Below are 18,579 nucleotides of genomic sequence, written 5' to 3'. Positions count from 1 at the left end.
TGTCAGAACAGGTCCACTGATCCGCCAGACGTCGATTTCGCCACCGAAGCCGCATTGCCTTTGCGCTCTTCCACCACCAGGGTTTCTGGATGGGAATGCGCCAAACGCTTGACGAGCGCCTTGCCCGTGACCGGAAAGAAGCAAACCTTGCGCGGATGGATGTCCAGCACATCCTGCGATACGACCGGGATACGCTCGGTGGCAAGGTAGTCGAGCACAAACTTGGTGTTGCGCTCACCGACATTCATGGTGGTGAACCCCGCCATCACCTGGCCACCACCAAAGACCTTGGCCTGCATGGTTTCACGCCGCGCACCGAGCTTGAGCATTTCATTGATCAACAGCTCCATTGCATAGGAACCATAGCGACCTGAGCCGTCTTCCCCTTCCGGCAGCATGAAGTGATTCATTCCACCGGTGCGAGCCTTGCCGTCCCAGATGCACGCGGCTATGCAGGAGCCCAAAACCGTCATCACAACCAAATCCTCGTTGGACACGTAGTACTCGCCCGGAAGCACCTTGACAGCGTCGTACTGGAAGTGGTGATCCGCGTAGAAGAACGAGGCCTCGCCTGGCTTGCGCGGCTGTGCCTTGAGCTGGTCAATCCTGGATACCCGCCCATTGGCAAGAATGCGCGTGCCGCCACTCGGCGCCGCTGTGGGGCGCGCAATGCCACTGGTTCCAACCGACTGAAAACTCATCGCACTTTCTCCTCAAGCCTCCCATTCCAGGAGGCTGCATGCTTACCGACGCTCGTATACCGTTTTTCCCTTGAGCACAAACAGGTCCTTCGAATCCGTAAAGTTCTCCGCATGCCCCACGAACAGCAGCCCCCCCGGCTTCATGACGGCGTGGATGCGCTCAAGCACACCCCGCTGGGTCTTGCCATCAAAGTAGATCATCACGTTGCGGCAAAAAACAATGTCGAACGGGTCGCGAAATGGCCAACCATCGCGCACCAGATTGACCTGCATGAAATCGATCTTTTGGCGGAATTCAGGTCGCACCTGGATCAGGCCTTCATTGGCACCTTTGCCGCGCAGGAAAAACTTGCGCAGGCGTTCATCCGAAACACCTTTGATGCCATCCATGCGATACACGCCTCGCTGGGCCGTATCCAGAACCCGGGAATCAATGTCGCTGGCGGCCAACGAAAAGCCTTCGCGCGAGCCCAGGGACTCAACAGCCGTCATCACGATCGAATAGGGCTCTTCGCCTGTCGAAGACGCACTGCACCAAAGGCGCCAACCGCCTTTGGGCGCATGCGCAGACCGCAGGTGCGCTGAGAGCATGTCGAAGTGGTGATGCTCGCGAAAGAAGGAAGTCAGGTTGGTTGTCAGTGCGTTGACGAACTCCTGCCATTCAGGACCATCCCCGGACTCCAGCCAACTCAGGTATTCCGAAAAGCTCCTGTGCCCTGTTTCCCGAAGCCGCCGTGAAAGGCGGCTGTACACCATGGCATGCTTTCCATCGTGCAGGCTGATGCCAGCTCGCTTGTAGATCAACGATTGCACGCGGTCGAAATCTGCGCTCGTCCATGCAAATTCCTTGGCCTGTGTCATATCTATTACCTTTGAAGGACTTCGCCCACGCCGTGCCCGACTACAGCCTCCTTCGGAAAGCCATTACCCCAGCGATTGAACGTGCTGGCTATTTCGATCACTCCATGTCACTTGCCAAGCCCATATCGGGCGCAGCCATCAATCGCTCAATGTCCAACAGGATGAGCATGCGTTCACCCACGGACCCCAAGCCCAGCACTGCGCCGCTATCGATGACGCTGTCGACATCAGGTGCCGTACGGAAACTTTCCGGCGGCAATTCCATCACGTCACTGACGGAGTCGACGACGATGCCCACAATGCGCGAGCGCAGGTTCAGGATGATCACCACCGTGAAGGTGTTGTATTCCGCCTTGGCGCAGTTGAACTTGAGCCGCATATCCACGATGGGAACAATCGTGCCGCGCAAGTTGACCACGCCCTTGATGAAACTAGGCGCATTGGCCACGCGTGTGGGCGGCTCGTAGCCCCTAATTTCCTGCACCTTGAGAATGTCAATCCCATACTCTTCCTGGTCAAGCCGGAAGGTCAGGTATTCACGTGCAACCCCTGTGGTTGCAACACTGTCGCTGGTTTCACCTGTAGCCATGCTCGATCTCCCGAAAAGTTAGTGGCGCGAGCGACGCACCAAAGCGCCAGTATCCAAAATGAGCGCGACTTTGCCATCGCCCAAGATCGTGGCCCCCGATACGTTGGGCACCTTGCGATAGTTGGTTTCGAGGTTCTTGACCACCACCTGTTGCTGACCGAGCAGTTCATCCACAAGCAAGACCACGCGGCTGCCATCAGCTTCGACCACGACCATGATGTCGCTGGTCTTGCCCAGCTCAAAGCGGGGCACCTGAAACACCTTCTCCAACTCGATCACTGGCATGTACTCATCACGCACCTTGACCAGTTGCGACCCCTGACCCACCGTGCTGACCGCGTCGGCCTTGACCTGGAAAGACTCGACCACGGACGAGAGGGGCAGAATGTAGACCTCGTCTCCGACTCCGACGGACATGCCATCCATGATCGCCAAGGTCAGCGGCAAGCGCACCGAAACACGCATGCCATAACCCTCTGCAGAGTCGATTTCCACGGTCCCGTTGAGCGCTGCGATGTTCTTCTTGACGACATCCATCCCTACGCCGCGCCCGGACACGTCGGTAACCACTTCCGCGGTAGAAAAGCCGGGGGCAAAGATGAGCTGCCATACGTCCTGATCGGACATCGAATCGGACACATCAAGCCCACGCTCCCGGGCTTTCTTGAGGATTTTCTCCCGAGACATGCCCCGGCCATCGTCACGCACCTCGATGACAATGGAGCCGCCCTGGTGGGACGCCGACAAGGTGATGGTGCCAGTCTCCGGCTTCCCTGCTGCGACACGATCGGCAGGCATTTCAATGCCATGGTCGCAACTGTTGCGTACCAGATGGGTAAGGGGATCGGTGATTTTTTCCACCAATCCCTTGTCCAATTCGGTCGCCTCACCCTGGGTTACGAAGTCCACCTTCTTCCCCAGTTTGCTCGCCAGATCGCGCAGCATCCGCGGAAATCGGCTGAAAACGATGGACATTGGAATCATGCGGATCGACATGACGGATTCCTGCAGATCCCGTGTATTGCGATCCAGATCGGCCAAGCCACTGAGCAGTTGCTGATAAACAGCCGGATCCAGCGTGCGACTGTTCTGCGCCAACATGGCCTGGGTGATCACCAGCTCTCCAACCAGGTTGATCAGCTGGTCCACCTTGCTGATGGCCACTCGGATCGTCGCAGCCTCCGGCTGGGCCGCGTGGGGCACTGCGCCAGGCTTAGAAGCGGCGGCTGCGGCTGGCTTTCCAGCTGTTTCGGCGGCGCTAGCAGCCTTAGCAACCATAGCAGTCGCCGATGCCCCACCGGGAGCCTCCGCCCCAGGTGCACCAGGCGAACCCTCGAAGAAGCCGTAGCCCTCGGCCGCAGCACCCGAAGCACTGCCCGCGGCCTCTGCTGGCGCAGAAGCTGCGGCTGCAGGCTCTTGCTCGATCTTGATGAACTCACGCGAAACGTGAAACGCAAACAGGTCCAAGAGCTCGTCGTCGGTCGACTTCGTACTGACCGAGAATGCCCGCATATTGGGTTCCGTCGCAGTATTCGCGGAGATTTCACCCAATCCAGGAATATCCCTGAAGAGCTCAGGTATGGCATCGGCCTGCTGCGGCCGCTCCAGGGGGCCGACGCGAATTGACAGCTTACGCATCCCCGCAGGCATGGGTGATGCCGCAGGTGCGGGCGCGGGCGCAGACGCACTCTCAGGCTTGGGTGCTGGTGTCGCTGCCGCCGGAGCCGCGCTCGGTGCGGCCCCAGCCCCTTGGCCGGACGCCAGCAGACTGATGCGGCGAACCAGATCGGCAGTGGGAGGTCCCTCACCAGCACCACCAGCCTGGTGGCGTGCCAACAGGCTGCGCGAAATATCGGCGGACTCCAACAGAACATCCACCATTTCGGGAGTCGCCTGGAGCTCATGGCGCCGAAGCTTGTCCAGCAACGACTCCATGTGGTGCGTGAGTTCGGCCACATCAGAGAATCCAAAGGTGGCAGCACCGCCCTTGACCGAGTGTGCACAACGGAACACGCCGTTGAGCTCCTCGTCGTCCGCGGTCTCCAGGTTCAGACTGAGCAGAATTTGCTCCATCTGGTCGAGGTTCTCTCCTGCTTCCTCGAAAAAGATCTGATAGAACTGGCTGAGGTCAAAATCTCCGCCAGCCGCGCCGCCTTCATGATGCAGTTCTGACATGTGGAACTCCGTTGATGTGGTGTGTGCGAGTCGACCGCCTTAGCGAATCACTTTCTTGATGACGTCAAGCAGTTTCGCAGGATCAAAGGGCTTGACTAGCCACCCAGTCGCTCCCGCTGCCCTGCCCGCCTGCTTCATGAGATCACTGGATTCCGTCGTCAACATCAGGATTGGCGTGGTTTTGAACTGCGGATGATCGCGCAGCTTGCGCGTCAAGCCCAAGCCATCCAAACGCGGCATGTTCTGGTCTGTCAGGACCAGATCGAACGTCTGTGCCTGGGCCTTCTCAAAGGCATCCTGCCCGTCGACCGCCTCTACCACCTGGTACCCCGCCCCAGTGAGCGTGAACGACACCATCTTCCGCATCGAGGGAGAATCATCTACAGCAAGAATCGTGGGCATAAAACAAACTCCGACAAAAACACCACAAAAATCTAGAACAACTCGATGGACCCGGCATCCATTTCGTCCTGGGTCACTGGATTGGGGCGATCCGGCACTTCTTCCACAAAAGGAACCGCCTCACCATCCTCCATCCCCATGGATTCGGAGGCAAGACGGTAAGCACATCCCTGGAGGATCTTGGAAGTATGGGTGATCAGCTGGGAGGCCATGTCCTGGAACTGCAACTCAGTTACAGCAGCACGCAGGGTGCTCCGCACCAGATCCAATTCGGGCGACGCCTGAAGTGCAGGGTCAGCCAAACTGGCACTCGCGCTGGTAAACCGCTCCATCAGATTCTCCATGGTGTGGGCAAGCAACCCATCCAAACGCGACAGATCATGCACCACAACCAAGAGCGAATCCTGCACATCTGCCACCAGCATCACGGGCAGTTGCACGGAAGAAGGAGCATCGGAACCCATCGAAGACTGCATAGCCACCATCCTCAAATCCAACAACACACCGAAGGCAGGAAGACACACCCATTTCGCCAATGGGCGCAGAGTAGCAGGAAAATGTCGTTCATGCGCTTCTTTTTGAATCTGGGTGGAAAAACCGGAGCATTCCCCCGCGTTCCCGAGTGTCCGAGCGATGATAGCCTGTGATCTCCGGCATCGAATCATTGATAACCCTATGAAAATCCTGCACCTTGAAGACTCCCCCCTGGACCACGCACTCACGCTGGGCGCATTGCGTCGCGCAGGGCTCTCCTGGGACCTTCGGCAGGTGGATTCACTGGAGGCCTTTGAGGCCGCCACTGGAGAGGTCGACGTCGACCTGGTGCTGGCCGACTACCAGCTTCCCGGCTTCACCGCCCTTGACGCCTGGTCTCGATTCCCGAGCGACCGTGAACGCCCCCCTTTCGTCCTGCTTTCAGGAGCCATTGGCGAAGCGGCTGCAGTACAGGCCATCCAGCAGGGCTTCGCTGACTACCTGAGCAAATCCGATCTGCAGCGGTTGCCCCATGTAGTGCAGCGTGCAGTGGAATTTGCTGCACATCAACGTGCCAAGGAACGGGCCGACCGAGCGTTGGCTGAGTCCCAGCAGCACTTGGCCCGCCTGACGGCACACCTTCAGGAGGTGATTGAGCATGAGAGGCTCTCCATCGCCCGCGAGGTCCACGATGACATCGGCGCGGCACTGACGGCCGCCAAACTCGACGTCGCATGGTTGCAGCGGCGGTCGGAATCCGAGCAGAACCGTTCGCACACCGAATCCGCACTCGCCAGTATCCAGTCTGCGATGGATGCCTGCCGCCGCCTCATGCTCAACCTGCGGCCCTCCGTGCTCGACGAAGGTCTGGCTCCGGCCATACGGTGGCTGGCCAATGACTTCTCTCGACGCAATGACCTGCCCGTATCTCTGCGAATACGGGAGCCGTTGGCCCCCTTGCCATCGAACACCATGCTGGTTGCCTTTCGAACAACCCAAGAATCGCTGACGAACGTTGCCAAGCACGCACAATGCACGCGCGTTACGATTGACGTCTCCAGCGATGAGGGCGTACTGACTGTGGAAGTGACAGACAACGGGCAAGGCATGGAACGCCATGCCACCCAGAAAGCACAGTCATTCGGCCTGCGAGGCCTGCATGAACGTGCGCAGAGTGTCGAGGGATGGCTTGACGTCAGCTCTGCCCCCGGGCAGGGGACCTCCATCACACTTTCCATACCCCTGGGTAGCGCCAACGCTCCCGACCAGGAGAACGCGCCATGATCCGGGTATTGCTTTGCGATGACCATGCGATGATCCGCCGCGGCATTCGGGAGACACTCTCCGAAGCCGTTGATGTGCAGGTGTGCGGTGAGGCTTCCAATTACGCCGAGGTAAAAGCCTTGTTGCGCAACGCGGCTTGCGACGTACTCATCCTGGACCTGAACCTGCCAGGACGCAGTGGGCTGGAGGTATTGGAGACCGTGCGGGAAGCGTACCCCCATGTCCGGGTGCTGATCGTGTCAATGTACGAAGCCGACCAATACGCCTTGCGATGCCTACGCGCAGGTGCGCACGGTTACCTCAACAAGGCCGGCGATCCGACCCAGATCGTCCAAGCGGTTCGCACGTTGGGAGCAGGTCGTAAATTCCTGACACCAGAGGTCTCCGACATGCTGGTCAACAGTCTTGCCCAGCCGGTAGACCAGGCACCCCACGAACAGCTTTCCGAACGGGAGATGCAAACCCTGCTGAAGATTGCAAGCGGAAAGAAGCTTTCCGAGATCGCTGACGACTTGATGCTTAGCCCCAAGACGGTCAGTGTCTACCGCGCCCGATTGCTCGAGAAACTAAAACTCTCGAGCAACGCGGAGTTGGCCGTCTACGCCAACAGAAACAACCTGATCTGACGTACAAATCAGTCAGAAGAAGCGTTCGATCACTTTGCCGAGCAAGGCCTGGAACGGTTGATCGAGCATCGGAAGGGTCAGTGCCACACCAATCATGCCGACCACCAGCGTGATGGGAAAGCCAATGGCGAAGATGTTCATTTGGGGCGCCACGCGTGACACGATTCCTAATGCCAGATTGGTAAACAGCAACATTCCCACTACGGGCAGCGCAATCCAAAACCCAGTCGCAAACAGTTCGGCACCAAACTGATGCAAAGGCATACGGGCCAACGTGGCCAGAAGTGGATCTCCCACGGGAAACACCTCAAAACTGCGCATCAACGCCCCAATAACCAATAGATGCGCATTGGTAGCGACAAAAAGAAGCAGGGAAATTTGCCCAAAAAACCGCCCCATGGCGCTGGACTGGGAACCCATCGCTGGATCGAAGAAGGCTGCGAAGTTCAACCCCATCTGGAAGCCAATCACTTCTCCGGCCAGTTCCATGCAGGCGAATATCAGCCGAACTGCGAATCCGATCGACAAGCCCACCATGACTTGCTGTGCGGCTACGCCCGTCGCTCTTGGGTCATTGACACTGATCGCCATGCCGGGTGGCAAGCCCGCTTGCGCTGCCAGAGCGATCAAAAAAGCGAACGCCACCTTGGCGCGCATGGGAAAGGCACGCGAGGAAAACATCGGGGCCACAGAAAAGACCGCCAGTATCCGCAAGAATGGCCACAGGAGCGGAGAAAGCCACTGAACCAACTGGCCTTCATCGAATCCGATCATGGGTGGTTTTCGTGTTCACGCCACCATGCTGGGAATGGCCTCAATCGTGCGCTTGAGGTACTCCACCAACACAGTCAGCATCCATGGCCCAGCGATGGCAAACACCGCAATGACGGCCACCAACTTGGGAACGAAAGCCAATGTTGCCTCATGGATCTGCGTGACCGCCTGAAACAAGCTGACCAACAGCCCAACCACCAGCGCGACACCCAATACGGGTGCAGACACCATCAGCAGCATCAACAGCGCCTCTTGTCCCAGGGTCAAAACCAACTGTGCGTTCATCGGTCGCGCTCAGGTCACAAAACTTGCAGCCAGCGACCCGATCAACAGGTTCCAGCCGTCAGCCAAGACAAAAAGCATCAGCTTGAATGGCAATGCCACCAGCACCGGAGACAACATCATCATGCCCAGAGACATCAGAATGCTTGCAACCACGATGTCAATAACCAAAAAAGGGATGAAGATCATGAACCCGATCTGGAAGGCTGACTTCAATTCACTGATGACGAAAGCTGGCACGAGAACCCGGAACGGCGCATTCTCGATCGTGGTCTTGTTGTCCAGCTTGGCCAGTTTCGCAAACAGGGAAAAATCCGTCTGACGCGTTTGCTTTGCCATGAAGCTGCGCATGGGCGCCTCCGCATTGGCCAAAGCCTGTTCAAAGGCGATGGTTCCGTTACTGTAGGGAACATACGCTTCGGCATACACCTTGTCCAAAGTGGGACCCATGACGAAAAACGTCAGGAACAAGGACAGACCTACGATCACCTGATTGGGGGGGGAAGACTGGGTGCCCAAGGCCTGTCGCAGCAATGACAACACGATAACAATTCGGGTGAACCCCGTCATCATCAGCAACACGGCGGGCAGAAACGACAGCGCCGTGAAGAACAGCAGTGTCTGGATAGGTACCGAAAAACTGGTTCCCGAGGGGCCGTTCCCGACCAGCAACGGCAGCTGACCCGTTGCCTGCGCAAAGGCTTCACCTCCAAACGACAAGGCAAGCACCGACGCGCCCGAAAAATACGAGGCTGCACGGAACATCCGTCGGCTTACGGATGTTTTGTTCACTTCCCGCCCCCACTTTCCATTGGAGCGTCGGTCGATGTCTGCAATGGGGCACCTCCGCCCCATTTGTGCAAGCACGTGACCGAAGCACTCGTCACGCCCAGCACCATCGTCAGCTCCTGCGAACCGCAATTGACCTGAACCGTCACAATGCGCTGCTGAGGCCCTACTGCCAGAGCAGACACCACCCGCCCGCCGGCCAACGGAGCTGGTACACCAAACCGCGCCTGAAGCCGTCGCACACCCCAAGGCAGGGATGCAATGGCGACCACAAACAATACAAGCAGGATCAGGGAATCGGTCATGCCCCGATATTAGCTCTTGCTGACGCGGCGCAAACGCTCCGAAGGCGTGACCACATCCGTCAGGCGGATGCCAAACTTGTCATTGACAACCACCACCTCGCCCTGAGCGATGAGATAGCCATTCACCAACACATCCATGGGCTCGCCAGCCAACGCATCCAGCTCGACCACGGAACCTTGTCCTAACTGGAGTATGTGCTTGATCGGCACCTTGGTCCGCCCCAATTCCACCGAGAGTTGGACAGGAATATCCAGCACCATGTTGATGTCATTGGAATGCCCGTCGCCACCACCTGTCGCCTGGGCAAACGGACGGGGCGCATCCCCCCCGGACAGCACGCCGCCAGAGGCATCTTCAGCGGGCCCTTCTGCACTTTTCTGCTCCATCAGAGCTTCAGCCCAGTCTGCCATGCCGTCGTCTGCTGCAGACTCGTCGGGTTTATCTTCAGATGACATTTCGCTCTCCTAGCCAGTTTTGGTCATTGCCCCGCAAGGCCTTGTCGATCCGAATGGCGTACTTTGCATTATGGGTACCGTAATGACATTCAAAAATTGGGACACCATCGATGGTGGCCTGTATCGACTGGGGTTTTTCCAGTTCGATGAAATCGCCGACCTTCATGAGCATCAACTGCTCCACCGTCGCATCCGCCTTCGCAAGCTCTGCCACCAACGTCACCTCTGCCGCCTGTATTTCCCGCGTCAGCACATTCACCCACCGACGGTCGACCTCGATCGAGTCGCCCTGCGTGGATGAGTAAAGAACGTCTCGAATGGGCTCCAGTGTCGAATAGGGGAAACAAAAATGGATGGCCCCGGAAATATCTCCAATTTCCAACTGAAACGAAGTGGAAATCACGATTTCGCTCGGTGTTGCAATGTTCGCGAACTGAGGCTGCATCTCCGAGCGCTGGTAATCCAGCTCCAGCGGATAAATGCCTTTCCAAGCCTTCTTGTACTCCGCCACGATCACGTCCACCAGGCGATTGATCACGCGCTGCTCGGTGGCTGAAAAGTCACGCCCTTCAATGCGGGTCTGGTACTTTCCCGATCCCCCGTACAGGGTATCGATGACACCAAACACCAATGTCGGCTCGCACACCACCATGCCGCTTCCGCGCAGGGGGCGAATGGCCACGATGTTGAAATTGGTCGGTACCGCCAATTCGCGCAGGAACGCACTGTAGCGCTGCACTGAGACAGACCCCACGGAAATCTCCGGACTGCGGCGAATGAAATTGAACAGGCCAACGCGCAGGTTGCGGGCGAATCGTTCGTTGACGATTTCCATCGTGGGCATACGCCCACGCACGATCCTCTCCTGGCTCGAAATGTTGTAGGGACGGATCTCACCGCTGTCGGCCGTCTCTTCGACGGACTTCTGGCTTTCACCCGTGACCCCCTCCAGCAGGGCATCTACTTCTTCTTGGGAAAGGAATGACTCGCTCATGGCCTGTGGGACAGTTGGAGCCTACTGCACGATGAAGGACGAAAAGTGCACACCGATGACGGGGTACTGCACTACGACCTTTTTCTTCTTCGAACCCTTGGCCGGAGCTTCATCCTCTTCTCCCCCACCAAAGGGGAGTGAAGTCTCGCGAAGAATGTCCTGAGCCAATTTCTCCTTTCCTTCCGCAGTCAACAGCTCTTCTGCGGTGTGCTTGGAAATGAGCATCAACACGCCACTGCGGATGGTCGGCATATAGGCTTTGACCTGGGTGGACGCTTCGGCATCGACAACTTCCAGTGTGACGCCAACCTGCGCGACACGTTCCCCGCCCGGATTGGCCAGATTCACCACCATGTTGTCCATGGGTAGGTACACAGGGGGCAGCTTGTGCTTGTCGTGAGCGGCTGTCTTGGCGGGTGCGGCGTCCGCCCCCTCCTCGTCATCGGCTGCGGCTTTCTTCTTCATCATGAAGAACACCCCACCACCACCTAGCGCGACCACCAGTACGGCAGCCACGATGATGATGAGCATCTTCTTGCTCTTGGCCGGAGCAGCACCCTCTTCGCTTGCTTCTGGTTTAGCGGACACAGCGCATTCCTTTTCTATTCATTGCACACCATGACTGCACATTGTGACCCAGCTTCACTGGTCTCACACGTACAAATCCACACCACGTCCATTGCTTGTACGGGCTGGCAGCTGACCGGCCAGACTGACATCTTCGTTAAGGGCCACGGCCACACGTCCCACTTTAGAGGCGCCACCTTTACCCTGATTGTCGCGCTGCCCTGCTTGCCCGAAAGCCTGACCCTGTCCCGAAGTACCTACGGAAAGACCGCTCAGCGTCAATCCCTCCTGCCCAAGCAGGTCCTTCAATTGGCCACTGGCCGCTTGCAAGGCGTCACGTGCCTGCGCTTCGTCCGCGCGGAACTGCACGTGCGCCTCTTTGCCATGCAAGCGTATCGTGACGTCCACAGGACCACCCCCCACATCATCGACGGTCATGTCGGCCTGCTGCGTTTGCTCCGTACCAAGCCAGAATTTGACGGGCTCGGATATCACTTCATCAGCACCCAAGCCACCACCCAGGGCGTCCGTCGACTCAGGCAGATGCGGCGAGACCGACTCCATGGTGCCCAGGAGACCTGGGCGTTGATTGGAATCGGCATCACGAGACTCCGAGGGAGTGTGCGATTTTGAAAGGATGGAGCCCACCAGTTCCATGGCGGTCGTCGGCCGCGCAACCTCAGCACCCACCGCGTGCCCCATTCGGGCAAAAATGTCATGACCTGCGTCGTTGCGGGAGGCGGAATTCTGACTAACGATGCCTACCGCGTCCGCTTCGCTACTGGCGGGACCGGCCTGCCCCTGCGCTTGCTGCTTGAATTTCCCCCCCAAACCCAAGGACTGCTGGAGTTGCTGGGTGCTGGACAGCCCTCGGCTTCCTGTTCCACTGACGCGCACCGACAGGTTTGCAGAGACTTCGGCACCACCGCCTTGTGTTGCGGCCTGAACAGAAGCGGGATCTACCACTGGCAATGCGGCGACAGTACTCGCCACCGTCGTGTCCAACCCTGGGACGGGCAGTTCAACCGACTGCATCGACGGCACATTTGTGCCGTCGGACAGGCCGGATTCGTCCGATGGGCCCTGGGCACTGGCCGAACTCTGCTTGCCGGGAGTGCCGTCACGCACCTGGGCGCTTCTGCGATGGCTGTCCCCCACCTTGCCTGGAGCCGAAGTGGGGCCCGGGCCAGCCACCAATGGGGCGGCGGCGTTTTCTGTCTGCGCTTCGGCCCCTTCTGCGCAGGCCATCATGCTCGCAAAATCCAGGCCTTGGGCGGGCAGCCCCGCCCCAGCCCCGGGCAATTTCCCTGATGTCTTTGGGGTCCCATTTGCGCGCGCAGCGGGAGTCGTCGCGGGCTTGCTTTGTTCAATAGCCATCAATGCTCTCCTGATGCAAATGCCGGCACGCGGCGCAGATGCTGCTGAGCTGCCAGCTCATCCATCAAACTCTGCTCCCTGCGCTGGGCCAGTTGATTGCGCTCATCCAGTCGCTTCTTCAGCACCGTGCGCAGCCCCATCACGGCGGACTCCGCCTTTGCCAGTTCGGCACGGGCAAAATTCACCCGCCGCTCCAGTCCTCCAACCACTTCTGTCTGCATTTGAATTGCCTCCTGGAGCCTTGCCATGAATTGGTAATGGTGTCGCAAGACTTCCAATGACACCTGCACACTGCCTTGACGCAGCAAACGCTGGTCCGTCTCCAGCACATAGTCCTTGAGCTGCTGCAGCTGATTGATAGCATGCCCCTGGTTCTGCTGTGCATGCGCCAGATGCTGAACAGACTCGTCCCTGCGCCGCAGCGCAAGATCGATCGCCAGCTCAATGCTACGAATCGCCGACATGAACTTTCGCGCCAAGCGCTCCTTTGTTGCTAATTCGCCCTAAGCACTGCCTGCAGACCGCTGACCGCGCCCTCCATCGGGACCGCCTCCAGCATGTCTTGCTGCAGGAACTCGACCATGGAGTCGTTCAAAGCGATGGCCTCGTCCAGCCCCCTGTCGGAACCCGGTGCATATGCGCCAATTTGTATCAAATCCTTGCCTCGCTGATAGCGCGAATAAACAGCCTTAAACCGTCTTGCCAATTCGAATTGCTCACGTGGCACGACGTTATGCATCACCCGCGAGGCAGACTGCTCCACATCAATGGCCGGGTAATGGCCGGTTTCAGCCAATTGGCGAGACAACACAATGTGACCGTCCAGAATCGCCCGCGCGGCATCGGCAATCGGATCCTGCTGATCGTCCCCTTCCGTCAAGACCGTGTAGAACGCGGTGATCGACCCCACTCCGTGCAGGCCATTTCCGCTGCGCTCGACCAATTGGGGCAGCCGCGCAAAACAGGAGGGTGGATATCCCTTGGTGGCCGGAGGTTCACCAATCGCGAGTGCAATTTCACGCTGTGCCATGGCGTAGCGTGTCAACGAATCCATTAAGAGAAGGACATGCTTACCCTGATCACGGAAGTATTCGGCGACGCCAGTGGCATAGGACGCGCCCTGCATGCGCAGCAGGGGAGGCGCATCGGCGGGCGCCGCAACGACCACCGATCGTGCACGGCCTTCCTCGCCCAGGATGTCCTCAATGAACTCCTTGACTTCACGGCCCCGCTCGCCAATCAGGCCAACCACAATGACATCGGCCTGCGTGTAGCGAGCCATCATGCCCAACAGAACGCTCTTGCCCACCCCCGATCCGGCGAACAAGCCGAGCCGCTGTCCGCGGCCGACGGTCAACAAGGCGTTGATGGAACGAACGCCGGTGTCGAGCGCCGTGCGGATGGGAGCGCGATCCATGGCATTGATGGGGACGCGGTCCAGTGGTCGTGATTCGACGTTGACCAATGGCCCCTGCCGATCCATTGGCGCTCCCTGCGCATCCACCACGCGCCCAAGCAGTCCGTCTCCCAAGGGAAGTCGAAGGCTCCCGCGACGAGGCTCCACCCGCAGCTCCCGTGCCGGCTCATCAATCAATGGCACCGGAACATAGGCGGGTGCCACGCTTACGGCGGCCCCACTGGAGAGCCCATGGACATCACCCGCAGGCATCAGAAACGCTCGATCGCCGCTGAACCCCACCACTTCAGCCAACACCGGCGACTGCTGATGATTCCCCTGCACTTGGCACTGCGAACCTACCGGAACCCGCAAGCCCTGGGCTTCCAGGACCAGACCCGCCAGTCGGGTAAGCGTGCCGCGACTCTCCAGGGTGGTGTCATCGGACACCTGCACCCGTGCTGCGTGAAGGAATCGCTCCCAACGCCCGGAACCCGCATTAGTGGACGTCATTGTCCTGCTCCCAGCGCGACTCCAGTCCCAATCGGGCCACTGCTTTCTGCCAGCGCTTTTCCACCGTCCCATCAACCACGGCACCGGCACACTCGACCATGCACCCCCCCGGTGTCACCGACGCATCGGGGACGAGATTGAGCGCCAGACCTGCAAAATCCTCGCGAACCGTTCCGGCAAGCACATCCGCATCGACCGGATGCAGTCGAACCGTTGCGGCGCGGTTGTCGAGCACCAACATACCCAGAGCTTCCCTGATGACGGGCTGCAGGAGGTTGGGGTTGATCGACAGTTCCTTGCGCAGCACCTGACGCGCAATTTCGCAAGCCATCTCCAGCAGTCCCTGCGCAATTTGCTGCTCCTGCTGAGCCAATTGCAATTGAACCTGCTCAAACAGCCGGGAAAAGCGCTCAGCCGCAGCTTGCCCCTGCTGTGCAATGTAGTCGTCGAGCTGCTGCTGCCCCGCCAATGCAGCCTGCTCATGCCCTTTGGCAAAACCTTCCGAGTAACCTGCTCCGTAGCCTTCCGCATAGCCGACCTGTCGCAGGTTCTCTTCCTTCTGCAGCGCCTCCTGCATTTCCTGGGCACGCAGCTTGGCAGCAAAGCGGTCCGATTGGCTGTCAACGGCCGCAAACGACCAGTCCACCACCTGCGCGATGTCTTCACCGGGGATAAAGGAGTTCTTGCCGCGGCTCATGTCACACCATCTGGTCGTCTGCGCCACCGCCGCCCAGGACGATCTGGCCCTCGTCGGCCAGGCGGCGAACGATCTTGAGGATTTCCTTCTGCTGCGCCTCGACCTCGGACAAACGCATTGGCCCACGGGACTCCAGATCCTCGCGCAAGGATTCGGCCGCGCGGGAGGACATGTTGCCCAGGATCTTTTCCTTGAGTTCGGGCTGCGCGCCTTTCAGCGCCACGACCAGCACGTCGGACGATACCTCCTTGAGCACCGCCTGAATGGCCTTGTTGTCGAGCTTGCTCAGGTCGTCGAACACGAACATCTTGTCCATGATCTTCTGTGCCAGGTCCGCATCGTGGGCACGGATCGATTCGATGACGGTGCCCTCAATCGCGGTGCCCATCAGATTGATCATCTCGGCTGCCGTCTTGACGCCGCCCAGTGAAGACTTGCGAATCTTGTCGCCACCGGCCAGTACCTTGAACAGAACCTCGTTGAGGTCCTTCAGCGCGGTAGGTTGGATACCTTCCATGGTCGCCACACGCAACATGACTTCGTTGCGCTGGCGCTCAGTCAGGTGCTTGAGCACGTCGGCGGCTTGGTCGTAATCCAGATGCACAAGAATGGCGGCCACGATCTGGGGATGTTCGTTGCGCAACAGCTCAGCAACGGCCAGCGGGTCCATCCACTTCAGGCTTTCGATGCCGGACACATCCCCGCCCTGCAGGATTCGATCGATCAGCAATGCGGCCTTGTCGTCCCCGAGTGCGAGTTTCAGCACCGACCGCACATACTCTCCCGAGTTGGACACCAGCAAACTCTGCGAGGCGGCCACACCGGTGAACTTGACGATCACATCGTCCACGCGCTCACGGGTGAGCTGGGAGGTCTTGGCGATGGCTTCGCCCAGGCGCTGCACTTCCTTGGGCGACAAATGCTTGAACACCTCCGATGCCTCGGCCTCGCCCAGGGACATCATCAGGATCGCAGCTTCTTGGAGTCCGTCTTCGTTTGACATGATGCTGGTATTGTGCGCCGATTGCCTACGCAGCGGGCGTCTCGCCGTTCATCCAGGCCTTGACGATATTGGCCACCGCCGCCGGGTTGTCACGGGTAAGTTTGCGCGCTTCTTCCAGACGGTGTTCGGCCTCGGAAGTCTGCACCGGATCCTGTGCGCTACCCGGCGCCATCAACTGGGGCCGCTCGGGCAAATCTGCCTCTACCGCGGCGAATTGGGCGCCCGGTCCCTCCGAGGAAGCCGTTGCGCTGGCCGCGGGCTGAACCACAGACTTGAGCGCCGGGCGAATTGCACCGAAGAACACCACCGCAGCCATGGCCGCCAAGCCCAGCGGCCATGCGAAGGAGCGCGCGGTTTCCAGTACCTCGGGCTGACGCCACAGAGGGGTTGCCACAGCTTCGTCCTTGACTGCCGCGAATTCGGCGTTCACCAGGTTCACCGAGTCGCCCCGGTCCTTGCTGAAGCCAATGGCCTCGCGCACAAGCGCGGTCATCTTCTCGACCTGGGCATCGGACAGCGGCGCCTTGGTTGACTTGCCTTTCTCGTCAGTGACGGACTGGTGGTTGACCACCACTGCCGCATTGACGCGTTTGACGACACCCGAGGCCCCCTTGACCACACGCACCGTCTTATCAACCTCGTAGTTGGTGATGGACTCGCGCTTGGCGCCGGCGGCAAGCCCGCCAGCCCCTGGTGTTTGCCCAGCGGCAGCCACCGTCTGTGCCTGGGCGTTGATGGGAGCTGTCGACTGGGCGGGTGGCTGGTTGGTGGTCGCTCCGGGAACACCGGCGGGCTGTGCATTCGCCGTTCCTGGACCACTTTCCACGATCTGCTGGCTACGCACTGCGCTACTGTCCGGGGTCTGGTTCGGGCGGTGCGACTCGGTGGTCTGCTCGGTCTGGGAGAAGTCCAACTCGGCTGTCACCTGGGCCTTCACGTTGTCCTTACCTACCAGCGGCTCCAGAATTTCGAGGATACGTCGGGTGTACAGATCTTCCACCTGACGGGTCTGCTGAAGTTGTTCGGCGTCCACGCCGCTGGCTGCAGCATCCGGTGCCGAGGAAAGCAGTTTGCCGGAATCATCCAGCACGCTGACCGCAGTCGGACTCATTTCGGGTACGCTGGAAGCCACCAGATGCACGATTCCGGCCAGTTGGGCCTTGTCCAGAGAACGACCCGGATGGAGGCTCAACAGTACCGAAGCCGATGGCTTTTGCTGTTCGCGGAAGAATCCATTCTGGTTGGGAAGGGCCAGGTGAACCCGGGCACTTGCGACGGATGACACAGCCTGGATGGAACGCGTCAACTCACCTTCCAGACCCCGCTGAAAAGTCAGTCGCTCCTGGAATTGGGTCATGCCGAACCGGCCGGCATCCATCATTTCAAAGCCAGCCACCGAACCGCGGGGCAATCCCTGCGATGCCAGCCGCAGACGCACATCGTGCACCCGATCTGCTGGCACCAGAATGGCGCCACCGCCTTCGGTGTACTTGTAGGGCACGTTCATGGTGGTGAGCTGGGCCACGACCGCACCACCATCCTTGTCGGACAAATTGGAGAACAGAACCCGCCACTCGGCTTGGCGTCCCAGCACAAGGCCAGCCACAGCAATGGCAACGAACAACACCACGCCAACAGCCAGGCGCAGGCGTTGCCCGCGATCCAATCCAGCCAAGCGTTGGCCGATTCCGGAAGGTGCAGGTAAGCTCGCGACGTCTTGCATTGTGAAATCCAGTACCTTGGCGCAAGCCCGATTGCTTCCGCCACGCCACGATTATTGAAGGCACCCCCCAAAACATTAGGGCTAAAAAGACCGCATTTCCAGCCTATTTTCAAAAAAATGCCCGGCACAGGGCCCCCTAGGATCCCCACCATCCTCTTATATAGAGCACCACTCGCCCCCAAGGAGGCTGCCATGGACCTCAAACTCTCTGCCATTTCGCCGCAATCGCCCCTGCGCTCAGCCCAAGCTGCGGCCCGACCGCAGGCCGCCACGGAGGCGAATGGCGGATTCTCGACGGCCTTCAAGTCGGCGCTGCAGTCCGTCAGCGCCGCCCAGAACCAGTCCGCCCAACTGCAGCGGGAGGTGCAAATGGAAAACCCCAAGGTCAGCCTGGAAGAAACCATGGTGGCAATCCAGAAGGCGCAAATCGGCTTCCAGGCTACCCTGCACGTGCGCAACCGCATGGTGCAAGCCTATACCGACATCATGAACATGCAGGTGTGACGCTACGCTATTCATAGCTGCCAATGCATATTCCACGCGGACTATCGTCATTTTTTATTCATTTTCGCAACAGGGGCATGAACCAAG

At 59.2% G+C, this 18,579-nt stretch carries 22 protein-coding genes; 3 read left to right on the top strand and 19 right to left on the bottom strand.

Going from position 1 to position 18,579, the window contains the following annotated elements; translation table 11 throughout:
- Positions 1-2: 2 nt before the first annotated feature.
- From cheD to RQP54_RS18730, 6 genes are all read right to left on the bottom strand, one after another.
- Complete coding sequence (gene cheD / locus RQP54_RS18755; protein WP_315680016.1) at positions 3-701, bottom strand: chemoreceptor glutamine deamidase CheD; 699 nt, start codon at positions 699-701, stop codon at positions 3-5.
- 42 nt (positions 702-743) lie between these two features.
- Entirely contained in the window at positions 744-1,562 is an 819-nt protein-coding gene (locus RQP54_RS18750; protein WP_315680014.1) for a CheR family methyltransferase, read from the bottom strand.
- Between the two features lie 97 nt (positions 1,563-1,659).
- The gene (locus tag RQP54_RS18745; protein WP_315680013.1) at positions 1,660-2,151 is read right to left on the bottom strand and encodes a chemotaxis protein CheW; all 492 of its coding nucleotides are present in this window, start codon (positions 2,149-2,151) and stop codon (positions 1,660-1,662) included.
- An 18-nt stretch (positions 2,152-2,169) separates the two neighbouring features.
- The gene (locus tag RQP54_RS18740; RefSeq protein WP_315680012.1) at positions 2,170-4,326 is read right to left on the bottom strand and encodes a chemotaxis protein CheA; all 2,157 of its coding nucleotides are present in this window, start codon (positions 4,324-4,326) and stop codon (positions 2,170-2,172) included.
- Between the two features lie 39 nt (positions 4,327-4,365).
- Entirely contained in the window at positions 4,366-4,728 is a 363-nt protein-coding gene (locus RQP54_RS18735) for a response regulator (RefSeq protein WP_315680011.1), read from the bottom strand.
- A gap of 32 nt (positions 4,729-4,760) precedes the next feature.
- Positions 4,761-5,204, bottom strand: coding sequence for a hypothetical protein (locus RQP54_RS18730; RefSeq protein WP_315680010.1), 444 nt, complete (start codon positions 5,202-5,204; stop codon positions 4,761-4,763).
- 199 nt (positions 5,205-5,403) lie between these two features.
- Here RQP54_RS18730 and RQP54_RS18725 point away from each other — a divergent pair, with 199 nt between their 5' ends.
- Together RQP54_RS18725 and RQP54_RS18720 are read left to right on the top strand one after the other, a co-directional pair.
- Entirely contained in the window at positions 5,404-6,486 is a 1,083-nt protein-coding gene (locus RQP54_RS18725) for an ATP-binding protein (protein WP_315680009.1), read from the top strand.
- On the top strand, positions 6,483-7,112 hold the full coding sequence (locus RQP54_RS18720) for a response regulator transcription factor (protein WP_315680008.1): 630 nt from the start codon (positions 6,483-6,485) through the stop codon (positions 7,110-7,112). Before RQP54_RS18725 ends, RQP54_RS18720 begins: the two co-directional genes overlap by 4 nt.
- 12 nt (positions 7,113-7,124) lie before the next feature.
- On the opposite strand, the gene fliR is transcribed toward RQP54_RS18720, so the two are convergent.
- From fliR to fliF, 13 genes are all read right to left on the bottom strand, one after another.
- Positions 7,125-7,886, bottom strand: a complete 762-nt coding sequence (gene fliR / locus RQP54_RS18715) for a flagellar biosynthetic protein FliR (protein ID WP_315680006.1) — start codon at positions 7,884-7,886, stop codon at positions 7,125-7,127.
- 15 nt (positions 7,887-7,901) lie between these two features.
- Complete coding sequence (gene fliQ, locus RQP54_RS18710) at positions 7,902-8,171, bottom strand: flagellar biosynthesis protein FliQ (RefSeq protein ID WP_315680004.1); 270 nt, start codon at positions 8,169-8,171, stop codon at positions 7,902-7,904.
- 9 nt (positions 8,172-8,180) lie between these two features.
- Positions 8,181-8,933, bottom strand: coding sequence for a flagellar type III secretion system pore protein FliP (fliP, locus tag RQP54_RS18705; protein WP_315680142.1), 753 nt, complete (start codon positions 8,931-8,933; stop codon positions 8,181-8,183).
- A gap of 23 nt (positions 8,934-8,956) precedes the next feature.
- On the bottom strand, positions 8,957-9,262 hold the full coding sequence (locus RQP54_RS18700; protein ID WP_315680002.1) for a flagellar biosynthetic protein FliO: 306 nt from the start codon (positions 9,260-9,262) through the stop codon (positions 8,957-8,959).
- A gap of 9 nt (positions 9,263-9,271) precedes the next feature.
- Positions 9,272-9,718: a flagellar motor switch protein FliN gene (fliN, locus tag RQP54_RS18695; protein WP_315680000.1), complete on the bottom strand. Its 447-nt coding sequence runs from the start codon at positions 9,716-9,718 to the stop codon at positions 9,272-9,274.
- Positions 9,708-10,712: a flagellar motor switch protein FliM gene (fliM, locus tag RQP54_RS18690; RefSeq protein ID WP_315679998.1), complete on the bottom strand. Its 1,005-nt coding sequence runs from the start codon at positions 10,710-10,712 to the stop codon at positions 9,708-9,710. Before fliM ends, fliN begins: the two co-directional genes overlap by 11 nt.
- Before the next feature lie 21 nt (positions 10,713-10,733).
- Complete coding sequence (gene fliL, locus RQP54_RS18685) at positions 10,734-11,300, bottom strand: flagellar basal body-associated protein FliL (RefSeq protein ID WP_315679996.1); 567 nt, start codon at positions 11,298-11,300, stop codon at positions 10,734-10,736.
- Positions 11,301-11,363: 63 nt separating this feature from the next.
- Positions 11,364-12,530: a flagellar hook-length control protein FliK gene (locus RQP54_RS18680; RefSeq protein WP_315679994.1), complete on the bottom strand. Its 1,167-nt coding sequence runs from the start codon at positions 12,528-12,530 to the stop codon at positions 11,364-11,366.
- Positions 12,531-12,655: 125 nt separating this feature from the next.
- The gene (fliJ, locus tag RQP54_RS18675; RefSeq protein WP_315679992.1) at positions 12,656-13,120 is read right to left on the bottom strand and encodes a flagellar export protein FliJ; all 465 of its coding nucleotides are present in this window, start codon (positions 13,118-13,120) and stop codon (positions 12,656-12,658) included.
- Between the two features lie 29 nt (positions 13,121-13,149).
- Entirely contained in the window at positions 13,150-14,565 is a 1,416-nt protein-coding gene (gene fliI / locus RQP54_RS18670; RefSeq protein WP_315679991.1) for a flagellar protein export ATPase FliI, read from the bottom strand.
- Complete coding sequence (locus RQP54_RS18665; RefSeq protein ID WP_315679989.1) at positions 14,552-15,262, bottom strand: flagellar assembly protein FliH; 711 nt, start codon at positions 15,260-15,262, stop codon at positions 14,552-14,554. The genes fliI and RQP54_RS18665 overlap by 14 nt, the downstream gene beginning before the upstream one ends.
- Before the next feature lies 1 nt (position 15,263).
- Entirely contained in the window at positions 15,264-16,265 is a 1,002-nt protein-coding gene (fliG, locus tag RQP54_RS18660) for a flagellar motor switch protein FliG (RefSeq protein ID WP_315679987.1), read from the bottom strand.
- 25 nt (positions 16,266-16,290) lie between these two features.
- Positions 16,291-17,988: a flagellar basal-body MS-ring/collar protein FliF gene (gene fliF / locus RQP54_RS18655; protein ID WP_315679986.1), complete on the bottom strand. Its 1,698-nt coding sequence runs from the start codon at positions 17,986-17,988 to the stop codon at positions 16,291-16,293.
- A 192-nt stretch (positions 17,989-18,180) separates the two neighbouring features.
- Here fliF and fliE point away from each other — a divergent pair, with 192 nt between their 5' ends.
- Positions 18,181-18,492 carry a flagellar hook-basal body complex protein FliE gene (gene fliE / locus RQP54_RS18650; protein ID WP_315679984.1) on the top strand — a complete coding sequence of 104 codons (312 nt, stop codon included), beginning with the start codon at positions 18,181-18,183 and terminating at the stop codon, positions 18,490-18,492.
- The last annotated feature ends 87 nt before the right edge of the window (positions 18,493-18,579 follow it).

The organism is Curvibacter sp. APW13 (assembly GCF_032337135.1).
GTDB lineage: Bacteria > Pseudomonadota > Gammaproteobacteria > Burkholderiales > Burkholderiaceae_C > Allorhodoferax.
Note: the sequence above shows the minus strand (reverse complement) of the source record. Positions and strands in the feature narration are given on the sequence as shown.